The organism is Paenibacillus methanolicus, from assembly GCF_008124765.1.
In the GTDB taxonomy this organism is placed as follows: domain Bacteria; phylum Bacillota; class Bacilli; order Paenibacillales; family Paenibacillaceae; genus Paenibacillus_Z; species Paenibacillus_Z methanolicus.
Map to the genome: position 1 here is coordinate 205822 of NZ_VNHS01000006.1, position 12653 is coordinate 218474.

Sequence of the window (12653 nt, forward strand, 5' to 3'; positions counted from 1 at the left end):
GGCAGCTGCCCGGCGCGGCTACTGGAAGAACGGCGCGGCTACTGGAAGAACGGCGTCATTCCGCCTGGAACCGGTATACCTTGCTGCCGAAATCGCCATGCGGATAAACAACCCGGATTCCCGCGTTCATGAGCTCGTCGCCGCCGGAAACAAGTCCGCTGCCCAGTTCCTTATAATCGACGGACGGATCAAGTCCCTTGAGCTTCAGCCGGCTAAGCGGCGCATTCGGCTGCGCCAGAACGGTCACATGCACGACTAGCGCTTCCTTGCGGTCTTCGGAGACGAACATCCACGCCGTCTCGTTGCCCTCGAACGGACTAAGCAGCCGGTAGAAGTCGCCGAACAGCGTAAGTTCGCGCACTTCTTTCACGAGCGCGATTTGGCGCTTCACTTCTTCCTTCTCCGCTTCGGTGAACGCGGTCAAATCGAGCTCGTAGCCGAAATTGCCGGACATCGCCACGTCGCCGCGCGTAGCAAGCGACGTCAACCGGCCCACTTGATGGTTCGGAACGGCGGACACGTGCGCGCCCATCGAGCTGATCGGGTAGACGATGCTCGTGCCGTACTGGATGGATAATCGGCTAATGGCATCCGAGTTGTCGCTCGTCCAGGTCTGCGGCATGTAGTAGAGCATGCCCGGATCGAACCGTCCGCCGCCGCCGGAGCAGCTCTCGAACAGAATATCCGGATGCGCCGACGTAATCCGCTCCAGCACGTCGTATAGCCCCAGCATATACCGATGCGCCGTCTCGCGCTGGCGCTCCGGCGGAAGCTGCGCCGAGCCGATCTCCGTCATGTTCCGGTTCATGTCCCACTTGACGTAGCGGATCGGCGCGCTGCCGAGGATCGCGCCGAGCGCGTCCACGAGGTAATCCTGCACGTCCTTGCGCGACATGTCCAAGATGAGCTGCGAGCGGCCGGTCGATCGTCTGCGCCCTTCGACGTGCAGACACCAGTCCGGATGCGCCCGATACAGGTCGCTGTCCGGCGAGATCATCTCCGGCTCGAACCAGAGGCCGAAAGACAGCCCTTGCCGGTTGACGCGCTCGACCAGGTCAGGCAGCCCGTTCGGCAGCTTCTTGCGGTCGACGATCCAATCCCCGAGCGACGTCGAATCGTCGTCGCGATGGCCGAACCAACCGTCGTCGAGCACGAACAGCTCGATGCCGAGCTCGCCGCCGGCTTTGGCGATCGCTTCGATCTTGTCCGCGTTGAAATTAAAGTAGGTCGCTTCCCAGTTATTCACGAGGATCGGTCTGACGCGGTCGCGATGGGCGCCGCGGCACAACCGGGTCCGATACAGCTTGTGATACTTGCGCGACATGGCGCCGAGCCCTTCGCCCGAATACACCATGACCGCCTCCGGCGTCTGGAACGATTCGCCTGGCGCTAGCAGCCAAGAGAAATCGAACGGATTAATGCCGATGAAGGCGCGCGAGACGGCATAGGAGTCCACCTCCACCCCGGCCGCGAAGCTGCCGCTGTAGACGAGGTTGAAGCCGTAGACGTCGCCGTGCTCCTCGTCCGCGCCTTGCGCGAGAAGCGCGAAGAACGGATTCTGCGCATGGCTGCTCGATCCGCGCCGGCTCTCCACCGATTGCATGCCCGGTGCCAGCGCGCGCTTGTGGATATGCCGCTCCCGGCTCCAATTGCCAGACAGCTGCAGCAGATCGAAGCGGTCGTGCGGCAGGTCTACGCTCGCGCTTAACGCGCGGTTCAGCCGGATGGGCTCCATGCCTGCATTGGTCGCCTTCGCGGAACGAATCAGGACGTCGAAGCCTTCCATGACCGTATAGGAAAGTTCTACCGTTAAGCCCGTCTGATCGTCGGCCAGCTCGAGAAGCAGCGTCGTCGCCTCGCCGTCCGATTCGGCGTATACGGCAGGCAGTCCTTCCAGCGCGGGCTTGCCTTCTACGATCCGATATGAGCGGTAGGTGAGTTCCGCCGCGCTGCTCCCGCTCGGAAGACCGACCTCGTACGCCGGCGTGCGGAAATCCGTCGTGCCGTAGCCGGGATACTCCAGCATGACCGTGTTCAGCGAGAACGACTTGTCCGTCTCCACCGGATTCGGGTCGAAGGACACCCGGCCGTTACGTTCGTGAAGCAAGGCCGGATCAGCCTTGCGGATCTTGCGGCCCCAGTATAGGTGTACGGGATACCCATGTATAATTTGAAACGCGTAACTCGTCGAGTCCGTCTGCAGATGAAACACCTGCTGCTCGTTATTTACCAGGATCGGCATCCTTTCATTCCTCCTCGTTAACTGCTCTGGCGCTGATTCGAACGAAATCAGGTTCTGATTTCAGTATAGAGCCCGCCAATGTCCGGTGAGTATGGACGCTTTTAGCCGGGACATGGAGAAATGTAGGATTTTGTCCGATCAACTTAAGCCAAACACGCCAGAACCGCGAAGCCGGAACGAGACGTCGACGTTCAAGTCGTCCTTGCCGGGCAGCCACACTTCGCGGCCCTTCGTCTCCTTGCGCCAGACGCGGAGGTGGTGCCGGTACAGCTCCTCCTCTAGATTATAGAGATCCTCTCCCTTCGCGAGCCCTTTCCGATACGTATCGACCATTTCTTCTTTGATGACCTGCTTCATCCGCGCGACGATCTGCTCCTTGGACATATGTCCGCCGATTTCGGCCACTTCGCCCACGACGCTCAATTTGATCGTGAACAAGGGGGCCTTCTTGGAGACGTCGATCCGCACCTTCGCCTTGACGTCGTTCACCGCGATCGTCGCTTTGTTCCCGCCTTCGCCGGCGATCGGCATAAGGTATCGCGTGAAATTCGGGTTGACCCATTTGACGCCGCCCATTTCGCCGATCGGGAAATAAGTCGCCTTGCCTTTCCGCTTAATCGCGAACATGCCCTGGACGACCTGCATTTTGACCGACTGCTCCTCTTCCTTCCACATGCGGGTGCTAACGCCGACGACCGGAAGCAATACCGTGGCGGGGCCTTCGTTGTACCGGGCGACGAAATGCTGCATGCTGAGCGGATCGATCAAATTAGCGCGCCTCATCTGATCCCGCGGGCTGTAGATCAGACTCGTCGTCTGCGGCATGCCGAAGAACGTGCTCGTCGTCAAGATCTCATCGACGGGGGTGTTCGTGCCAAACACCCAAGAGGTATAGCGGGACACGCGTACCCGGTTCAGCGCGTCGAGGATTTCATCCAGCTTCACGATCGCGCTATCGCGGATGATGACCGTCTTCAGCTGTTCGGTGTTCATCTCCGTCTGCGCCGTGCGCAGCAACTCGCTGTAGGCGCCGTAGAACGTGTCGCCGACGCCTCGGCCTACCCACACTTTCGCACCTTTATGCTCGCCGCCCTCGTTCTTCGCAATGGATGAGAAATCGACCAGCTGCGTATAGACGACAAACTTGTCCTCCTTGTACTCGACCCCGATCGCGGTCGCGTAATCGATCGTCTCTAGATTGGTCGAATCCCAGCAACCCGTCATCAAGGAACAGGCTAATAGAGAGCCGAACATTCGCCACCACTTGCTCGCACGCTGGTTACCGCTCATGGTCGTTCACCCGCTTCGCCCGATATTTCCATGGCAGCTGGATTAATATCGTCAGCAGCTCGCGCGCGCTCTTGACCTCGCCGAAGCTAATATAAGGCATACCGAACGATTCCAACGTGCTCATATAGAGCAGCACGCTGAACAAGCCGATGAAGAAACCGAACAAACCCAGCAACGAGGAGATGAGCATGATGTAGAGTCGCATCATCAGCACGCTGCCGTTCAACGATTGATTGACGAGCGTAAAGGTGGCCACCGCCGTCACCGCCGAGACGACGAGCATCGTCGGCGAGGTGAGGCCGGCGCGGATCGCCGCATCCCCCACGATCAAGCCGCCGACGACGCTGACCGTCTGTCCGACCGGCCGGGGCAGCCGCACGCCCGCTTCCCGGAACAGTTCGAACATGAGCATCATGAGGAACAGTTCGAGCTGCGAGCTGAGCGGGAGCCCGTTGCGCGAAATCGTGACGGTCGCCAGCAGCGGCAGCGGCACCTGATCCGTATTGAAGGCCAACAGGGAAATCCAGAAGCCGGGTAAACAGATGGCCAGCGACAAACCGATTAAACGGAGTATTCGTTCGAACGCCACGAAGAAAAACGGCATATGCGCATCTTCCGGCGATTTGAACAGATGCGCCAAATTGGCCGGCGCGATGAGACCCGCCGGCGAGCCGTCGACCAAGATGGCGAACCGGCCGTTCATCAGCGACTGGACGACGAAATCCGGCCTTCCGATATAGTTGATGAGCGGGAACAGCGACAAGGAGCGATCGGAGATGATCTCCTCCAGCTCGGCCGCTCCGTGCAGCGCCTGGATGTTCAATCCCTTCAATCTTCTTCGCGCTTCGTCGACGACGCCTGGCGGCGTGATCCCTTTCATATATAGCAACCTGACCGGCGTCTGAGTCGCCTCGCCGATCCGAAAATTCTCGATTTGCAGCCGAGGGGTGCGAAGCCGTTTGCGAATGAGCGCGGTATTGACGTCTATCGACTCGACGAAGCCGTCGCGCGGCCCTTTGAGCGACAGCTCCATCGTCGACTCCTCCGGCGTCCGTCCAGGCTGGCTGGCAATGTTGTACGCGAAGAAACGTCCGCTTTCCCTGCGCCAGATTACGAGCTGGCCGTCGAAGACGAACTTCAACACTTCCTCGCCTTCCTCGCTCGGCACGAATTCCATTACGAACGGAGAACCCTGCGACTCTGGCGCCCAGCCTCTTTGCTGGACCAGCACGTCCTGCAGCAGCTCCCGGCTGACCATGCCTTCGCAATAGATGATCGTCGCCGGCCCTAGCGGGTCATTCGGATCGTCCAGCTCCGTCATGAGCACGTCCCCGCATCCGCGCACTTTCTCCCGAATCCAGTCAACCGTTATAAGCATGATGTTCGCTTCCGGCATCGTTCCCCTCCTCCCGCAGTTTATTGAACGACAGCAGCCAAAGCACGAACGTGACCCCCGCCGTCACGAGCAAGTTCGACAGAAAGATGATCCGAGTCAGCACCCTATAGTCGAACATGAAATGCGACATCACCTTCGCCGCCACGATGAACAACACGCAGATGACGGCCAATACCGCCGCCCGAAATGCCTGTCTTCGCAGCGGCAGCAGTTCCATCACGACGTACAACGACAAGGACATGCGGACGAACGAGCCGGCAACCCACTGAAAGATGGCGAAGAAATCCAAATGTTCGATATAACGGCCAATGGTCACGAGCCGCCATTGCGCGAAAGCGGGATATCGCAGTTTAGCCGCTTCGACCGGCCCGAACTCAGTTACGGCGCCGATCGCCGGCCCCACCGTAAGCAGCGTCAGAAAGACGATCAAGCCGATCAAATGCCCGCTTTGCAGCGAACGGGTCAAATGATGCTTGACCAGAAGCAAGATGAATAACTCCGAGAGGCTCCCGAGCGCCAACAGGCTGCCGCGCAGCACGCCGTCCGGCCCATGCTCCATAATCGGCAGCAGATAGCTGTAATTCTTATCCGGCATGTTGGCGGTCATGACGAAATCGCCGAGAAAGACGACGGTGGGCAGCAGCATCGTGGACATGATCGCGATCGCCCGGATGCCGCTCCAAACGCCGAGTCCGATTAAGGCGATCAAGCATATCAAGACCACGAGCGGCGGCGTCGCGGGCAAATAGGTCGTCGTCGTCCATGCCGCGGTCTCCGCGTACGCCTGAAAGCTGGTCATCGTTAATTGCAGCCCCATCGGCAAGAGCAGCAGGAAGGCAATCGGCTTCGGCAGCCGCTTGAACAGCTGTCGCGCGAGCGGCTTGCCGCCCGTTCGCTTCAAGGTTCCGTGAATCACGAAATAAATCCAAGGCAGCGACGCGGCCAGCGCGATCAGCGCGCATAGCCACGCATCGCGTCCGGCATCATTCAAGATCAAAGGCAGCAAGATGACATGGTTGGCCAGTCCGACGGACAGCATCAACATGAAAAACAACGGCCATACCCCGAACGTTTGCACACGCATTTCGCCATTCAACTCCCGGGAGCTTTTCCCAAATGATGCCCTGCCGGCCGAGATGTCATGCATCATCTTCCATGCATAAACGACAACGTTTCATGGAACGATGAAAGTCAGACAATAACCGGAAAGGCAGGATTCCGATGCCAACGAAGGTCGCCACCTCCATCGAAGCGAATGCCCGCATTCTCCAGCATACGTTCGCCTCCTGCGGCGATCTGCGGATGCTGCCTTGGCAGTTCGGCCCGAATATGAAGAGCCGGGCGTTCTCCGTCTACTTCGATACGATCGTGCAGGAACGAAGCGCGAACTACTTCCGGCATACGATGCAGTCGGTTCTGGAACAGACGATCGGCGCCGGGGAAGCCGTGACGCCCGGCATGATCGCCCACTATTACGCCCAGAACGTCGCCTCCGAGCAGCCGGCGTTCCTGGTCGAGGACATGGAGCACGCCGTCAGCCTCGTGCTTGGCGGCTATCTCGTCATCTTCATCGACGGGTGGGAAAAGGCGATCGCTTACATGGCCGCCGACGTTCCGAGCCGAGAGGTCAGCGAATCCGTCACGGAGCCCGTCGTACAAGGGCCGCGCGAGTCGACCGTCGACAAACTGAAAATCAATATCGGGATGATTCGCGCGCGCATCCAAAGCCCCAAGCTTAAAACCCGCTACATGCGGGGCGGCGGCGCTTCGCGTACGATGGTCGCCTACGCGTATCTCGAAGGCTCCGTCGACCCGGCTGTGCTGAAGGAGTTCGCCGATCGTATGGAACAGCTCAAGGAAGGCGACGTGCTGGAAACCGCCTACGTCGAGAGCGTCATCGAGGACAACACCTGGTCGCCGTTCCCGCAGTTTCGCTACACGGAACGCACTGACGTGGCCGCGGCCGCGCTGCTCGGCGGCAAGATCGTCGTCTTGGTCGAAGGGACAGGCAGCCTCCTGCTCTGTCCGGGCTTGTTCTTCGAGCTGCTTCAGTCGCCCGAGGATTACTACCAGCGCACGCTGGTCGCCAACGCGATCCGCTGGATGCGGATGACCGCATTCCTTATGGCGCTATTGCTGCCGAGCCTGTATATCGCGCTCTCCACGTTCCATACGGAGCTGATCCCGACCGTGCTGCTGCTGGCCGTGCTCGATTCCAGGGAAGGCATCCCGTTCCCGGCGTTCGTGGAGGCGTTCATTATGGTGTTCTTCTTCGAGCTGCTGCGCGAAGCCGGCATTCGCCTGCCGCGGCCCGTCGGCTCCGCCGTCAGCATCGTCGGCGCGCTGGTCGTGGGCGAAGCGGCCATCAATGCGGGCATCGCCTCGCCGATTATGGTCGTCGTCATCGCGTTGACCGGAATCGCGTCCTTCTCGCTGCCGCAGTATAATTTCGCCATCGCGCTCCGACTGCTCCAAATTCCGCTGATGGCGCTGGCGACGATGCTCGGCGGCTTCGGCCTCATGATCGGGTATTTGCTCATCTGGAACCATCTCGCCCGGCTGAAATCGCTCGGCGTTCCCTACTTGCGGCCCCTCGCGCCTTGGAACGCGGGCCAGCTGGCGGACTCGGCCGCGCGAAGGCCGCTAAGCTCCCGATTCAAGCCGCACGCAGACCGGGAGCATGCGACGAAACGATCTTGATCGCCTGTTCCCACAAGGATGTGAACTTCATGAACACTCGCTTGGGACGATTCAATAGCCGCTCCCCCTTCCATACGCTGCGCCGACTCTTGACCTTCGCGTTGATCGGCGCATTGCCGCTCCTCGCCGCCGGCTGCGGCGACCAGGCCGAACTGACCGAGCGAGCGTTCGTCATGGGCATGGCGTTCGACCGCGGCGAAGACGGCAAGCTGCTGCTGACGCTCCAGATTTACAAGCCGTCGCAATCGGTAGCGGCGAAAGGCAAGACGGGGCGGCCTTATATCAACGTGAAAACGAGCGGCAGCACCGTGATGGAAGCGATCCGGGATTTGACGGTCCATATCGGGCGCAAAGCCCAATTTAGCCATCTCCGCTCGATCCTTATCAGCGAGAAACTCGCCCGCGAAGGCATGATGTCCGAGCTGCTCGATATATTCTACCGGGATAACGAGCCCAGGCTAACCTGCAGCGTTATCATTACGCGAGGCAAAGCCGGGCCCTATCTGGAAGTCGCGCCGTTAATCGAAAACACGGTCAGCCAGCAATATTATTTGAACGAACGCGTCGCCGCGAAATATAGCGGCAAGTCCGTGCACGCTAGCCTGCTCAAACTGGCCATCCAGCTTCGCAGCGCCTCCGCCAGCGCCATGGTGCCTTATTTGACGCAAAGTTCGGAGAGCGGGACAACAAAGCCAAGCATGGCCGGCATCGCGATCATCCGAGATGGCCGCATGACCGATAAGCTCACGGGCACCGAGACGGAAGGATTGTTGATGCTGAACGACGTCTATCACGGCGGCGTCGTCGAGATCCCGTGCGGATCGGCCGGGGGAGACGAGCAGGGGAAAGGAACCGAGTCGGTCGAACTGCTGCAGTTCCATACCGCGAAGAAAATAAACATCAAAGGCGATACGGCGGACGTCGCGTACCGCATGCATGCCGACGCGGCGGCGCTCGGCCTAGCCTGCAGCCACATTACTACGTCCACGCACGAGAAGGAATTGAGCGAGTGTGTCGCAGAGCGAATTAAAGCGCACGCGGAGAGCGCCTTCCGGCATCTGCAGCGCTCGCAAGCGGACGCGCTCGGCATCGGCAACGCGATCTATCAACGGCATCCGGCGCTATGGCGGGCATGGGAGAAGGATTGGCCGGAGCGCTTCGCAAAGCTGAACGTCACCTTCGAAGTCGACGTCCTGTTCGCCTCGCACGGTACATCCGGCGGCAAACCGTTCTTGGATCATCCGGACAACTAGGGAGTGATGCGCTATCCTGATCGTCATCGTCTTGACCTGGCTTGCCGTTATGCTGCTGCTCGATTTTCGCGACGGACGCCGGGAAGGCCCGAGGCCCACGCGAATCAAAGCCGCCTACGTCATCTTGCTGGCCATCACGCTCTATCACGCCGCGCTGACGTTCCGTTGGCTCCATTTACCCGGCTTCTACGATTTGGCCGCCGCGCTGTTCGGCCGAATCGGGCTGGCCGTCATTCAATCTCTGGGCTGGAAGGGGTGAGAGCGGATGCCCGTCTATATCACATCGAATCAGGCCGTCTGGCTGCTATTTATCTTTTTGACCAGCTCGGCCATCGTTAACTTGCCTGCCCCGCTGATTAGTTTCGCCGGCGGAGGCGCCTGGATCTCGCTTATGGCCGGCGCGCTGGCCGGCATGCCGCTGCTCTTCCTCCTCCTGTGGCTGAACCGGCGCTATCCCGGGAAGAGTCTGATCCAGTGCGGGCAGGAGGCGCTCGGCTTGCCCGTAACGATGGCGCTGGGCGCGGCCTACTTGTATTACCAGCTGCATATCGGAGCTGCCGTCATCCTCGACGTCGCGATGTTCATGCGCAGCTCCATGATGCGCAACACGGAATCCTACTGGTTCATATTTCCTTTGTTCGCCGTGGCGGCGATTACCGTGCGCACCGGCATCGACAAATTCGCGGGACTGTTCCCGCTGCTCATGGGCAGCGTCGTCGCGTTCACCGTCGTCGTCGCATTCTTCTCGACCTCCAATTTCGACTTCGCGCACATGCTGCCGATTATACCAAGCGGTATTAGGCCGATTATCCACGGATCTATCTTCACGTTTGGTCTGCCTTTCGCGGAGATGTCGCTGTTCGGGATGCTCCTGCCGTTCATCGGCAATCCGGACAAGAAGCTCGGCCGCAAAATGAGCGTCGCCATCGCAGGCAGCACAATCTGCCTGATGCTCTCCACGATCGTCGCGCTGCTCGTGTTCGGACCGGTAGCCGGCGACCGCAAATACTCGCTCTACGAGGTTGCCCGGACGGTCGAGATCACGGACGTCTTCCAGCGCATCGAAGCGCTCATGGCTTACTGCGTGATCGCCGCCGCTTTCATGAAAGCGACGATCATCCTCTTCGTCGCGCATCAGACGTGCATCCACCTGCTCGGGCGCAAGGAGGACACGATGCTCATTTATCCGCTGGCTTTCCTCATGGCGGTATTGTCCTACACCGCGCTGCATGAAGGAGAAGCGCATTGGGTGTACCTGTTGACAACGACGCATATGGTGTGGGGCATCGTCTGCGGCGTCGGTCCGGTGCTGCTGATCGCGGCCGTCGCGGCCGTGCGTAAACGCAAAAAAGCCTCCGGCTCCCAAGAGGAGCCAGAGGCGCAAACGTCTCCGTCGTAGCGGCGAGTCGAAGTCTAGCGTTCCATATGATCGTCGGGCTGGGCGGCCTTGACCGTCAACCCGCCGTCGACCATGAGCAAATGGCCGTTAATCTGCATCGCTTCATCCGAGGCGAGGAAGACGACCGCGTCGCCGATCTGACGCGCGGTGCCAAGCCGTTTCATCGGATTGGCCTCCACTTCCTTGCGCCGCAGCTCCGGATCCGCGAGGAAATCGGTGCACATGTCGGTATCGACCGTGCTCGGTCCGACCGCATTGATGTTGATGCCGAATTTGCCGAGCTCGATCGCCATGCCTTTCGTCAGCATATGCGCGGCCGCCTTCGAAGACTGATAATGCGGGATAACCGGGCTGGTCACGACCAGACTCGCCGTCGAGAGCACGTTGACGATTTTGCCCGCGCGGCGCTCGATCATCGACGCAGCCGCCCGCTGCGAACACATGAAGATCGACTTCACGTTCGTGTTGAAGGTGCGGTCCCACGTCTCCTCCGTCACTTTCATGAACGGCTCGAACGGCGCGATCCCGGCGTTGTTCACCAGAATTTCGACGGGACCGAACCGATGCTCCACTTCGGCGAACATGCGCTCCACCTGTTCCTTGCTGCCTACGTCCGCCTGAACGACGATGGCGTTCACGCCTAGAGCGCGCGCTTGTTCCGCGACCGCTTCGGCTTTGGAACGGCTCGAGTCCGACGTGAAATTGACGGCCACGTGAGCCCCTTCTTCCGCCAGCCGGATGACGATCGCTTCGCCGATGCCCCGGCTCCCTCCGGTGACCAGCGCGATTTTACCTTGTAATCTTGCCATCTTCCGTTCCCCTTCCATATGACCATGCAGCCTTCGGCTACAGGCTCGGTCCGATCCGGTTAATACTGAATTCCTGGTGTCCGAGAATCTCGGCTTTCGTCAGCTTGCCCGATGCGACCGCGGCAATCTCCTGCCAGATCCGTTCGCCGGCGAGCCCTACGCCTGTCGTCCCGTCCAATATATCGCTGACGTCCACGTCCATGTTGTCCGTCATCCGCTGATACATCGCTTTATTGCCCGTTATCTTAATGACCGGCACGACCGCCGCACCGGTCGGCGTCCCCCGCCCCGTCGTGAAGCAGACGAGATGCACGCCGCTCGCCGCCATGCCGGAGACGCATTCGATGTCGTTGCCCGGCGAATCCATGAAATAGAGGCCCGTGCCGGGAATCGCCTCGGCGTATTCGAAGGCGCCCATCATCGGCGACGTCCCGCATTTGCTAATGCAGCCAAGCGACTTCTCTTCGATCGTCGTAAGGCCGCCCGCGATGTTGCCCGGGCTCGGATTGCCGCCCCGCATATCCGCGCCCATCCGCTCGACTTCCCGCTCGAAGCGCGCGACGAACGCGTAGAGTTGATCCGCCACCTCCGGGGTCGCGCAACGCGCGGCGAGGACATGCTCCGCTCCGATGATCTCCGTCGTCTCGCTGATGATGACCGTGCCGCCCTGGTCGATCAGCATGTCGGACGCCGCGCCAAGAGCCGGATTGGACGCCATGCCGCTTGTCGCGTCCGAACCGCCGCACTTGACGCCGATGCGCAGCTTCGAGGCCGGAATCGGTTCAGGCTTCAGCAGGTTGAGCTCCGCGCGCATCTCCCGAGCGAGCTCACCGCCGCGCTGAATCGCTTTGATCGAGCCGCCAACCTCTTGAATGTCGATGACCTCGGCCCGTTTGCCGGTACGCCTGATATCTTCCGCCAATGCGTAAGGGTCGACGACCTCGCAGCCAAGGCTTACGATGAGCACCGCGCCTACGTTCGGATTGCGTCCCGTACCCGACAGCGTCGCGAACGTGCGGTCCTTGTCCGCGCCGATCTGGCTGCAGCCGTGCTGATGCGGAATCGCGACGGTATCGGGGACGAGCTGCGTAATGCGCGTACAGACTTGATTGGCGCAAATAACCGTCGGAATGATGAGCAGATGATTGCGGATGCCGTAGTCGCCGTCCGGGCGCAAATAGCCAAGCAGTTCAGTTTGCATGCGTATTCGTCTCCTTTGCGCTTCCCGCTTGATCGCCGCGGCCGCGGATGCCTTCCACGTTGTGGACGTGGACATGTTCGCCCGCCTTGACCGGCTCGGTCGTCTGGCCGATGATCTCCCCATACTTGCGCACCGGCTGCCCGGATGCGATATCCCGGATCGCGATCTTGTGTCCGAACGGGATCGCGGCAAGCGCCGTCACATGCTCGAGCGCCTCCCCGCTTCGATACTGCACGCTCTCGCCTGCGGCCAAATCCCGCAGCGCCGTCGCGACGTCGTCCTTCGGATCGACGACCAGCGCGTCCGCGCCCGGTTGAATCGCATGTGCCATGCGGCACCATCCTCTCTGCTCGAAGTGAAAGT

At 60.4% G+C, this 12653-nt stretch carries 11 protein-coding genes; 4 read left to right on the forward strand and 7 right to left on the reverse strand.

The window, feature by feature from the left end:
- Positions 1-55: 55 nt before the first annotated feature.
- The 4 genes from BCM02_RS17205 to BCM02_RS17220 all read right to left on the reverse strand — a co-directional run bounded on the left by BCM02_RS17205 (position 56) and on the right by BCM02_RS17220 (position 6012).
- Positions 56-2242 carry an alpha-galactosidase gene (locus BCM02_RS17205; protein ID WP_148930352.1) on the reverse strand — a complete coding sequence of 729 codons (2187 nt, stop codon included), beginning with the start codon at positions 2240-2242 and terminating at the stop codon, positions 56-58.
- Between the two features lie 138 nt (positions 2243-2380).
- Positions 2381-3532: a Ger(x)C family spore germination protein gene (locus BCM02_RS17210; protein WP_148930353.1), complete on the reverse strand. Its 1152-nt coding sequence runs from the start codon at positions 3530-3532 to the stop codon at positions 2381-2383.
- The gene (locus BCM02_RS17215) at positions 3522-4928 is read right to left on the reverse strand and encodes a spore germination protein (protein ID WP_148930354.1); all 1407 of its coding nucleotides are present in this window, start codon (positions 4926-4928) and stop codon (positions 3522-3524) included. The genes BCM02_RS17210 and BCM02_RS17215 overlap by 11 nt, the downstream gene beginning before the upstream one ends.
- A complete protein-coding gene (locus BCM02_RS17220; protein ID WP_187434265.1) occupies positions 4894-6012 on the reverse strand; it encodes a GerAB/ArcD/ProY family transporter in 1119 nt (372 codons plus the stop codon). The genes BCM02_RS17215 and BCM02_RS17220 overlap by 35 nt, the downstream gene beginning before the upstream one ends.
- Before the next feature lie 137 nt (positions 6013-6149).
- On the opposite strand from BCM02_RS17220, the gene BCM02_RS17225 reads away from it, so the two are divergent.
- From BCM02_RS17225 to BCM02_RS17240, 4 genes are read left to right on the forward strand one after another with little or no spacing between them, the layout of a single operon-like run.
- Complete coding sequence (locus tag BCM02_RS17225) at positions 6150-7628, forward strand: spore germination protein (protein ID WP_148930356.1); 1479 nt, start codon at positions 6150-6152, stop codon at positions 7626-7628.
- Positions 7629-7657: 29 nt separating this feature from the next.
- On the forward strand, positions 7658-8881 hold the full coding sequence (locus BCM02_RS17230) for a Ger(x)C family spore germination protein (RefSeq protein WP_148930357.1): 1224 nt from the start codon (positions 7658-7660) through the stop codon (positions 8879-8881).
- Between the two features lie 31 nt (positions 8882-8912).
- Positions 8913-9140 carry a hypothetical protein gene (locus BCM02_RS17235; protein ID WP_148930358.1) on the forward strand — a complete coding sequence of 76 codons (228 nt, stop codon included), beginning with the start codon at positions 8913-8915 and terminating at the stop codon, positions 9138-9140.
- Positions 9141-9146: 6 nt separating this feature from the next.
- A complete protein-coding gene (locus BCM02_RS17240) occupies positions 9147-10280 on the forward strand; it encodes a GerAB/ArcD/ProY family transporter (RefSeq protein ID WP_148930359.1) in 1134 nt (377 codons plus the stop codon).
- 14 nt (positions 10281-10294) lie between these two features.
- Here BCM02_RS17240 and BCM02_RS17245 read toward each other — a convergent pair whose 3' ends face one another.
- The 3 genes from BCM02_RS17245 to BCM02_RS17255 are packed head-to-tail and all read right to left on the reverse strand — an operon-like array spanning position 10295 to position 12621.
- The gene (locus BCM02_RS17245; RefSeq protein ID WP_148930360.1) at positions 10295-11089 is read right to left on the reverse strand and encodes an SDR family NAD(P)-dependent oxidoreductase; all 795 of its coding nucleotides are present in this window, start codon (positions 11087-11089) and stop codon (positions 10295-10297) included.
- A 37-nt stretch (positions 11090-11126) separates the two neighbouring features.
- Positions 11127-12290: a UxaA family hydrolase gene (locus BCM02_RS17250; protein WP_148930361.1), complete on the reverse strand. Its 1164-nt coding sequence runs from the start codon at positions 12288-12290 to the stop codon at positions 11127-11129.
- On the reverse strand, positions 12280-12621 hold the full coding sequence (locus tag BCM02_RS17255; protein WP_148930362.1) for a UxaA family hydrolase: 342 nt from the start codon (positions 12619-12621) through the stop codon (positions 12280-12282). The genes BCM02_RS17250 and BCM02_RS17255 overlap by 11 nt, the downstream gene beginning before the upstream one ends.
- Between the last annotated feature and the right edge of the window lie 32 nt (positions 12622-12653).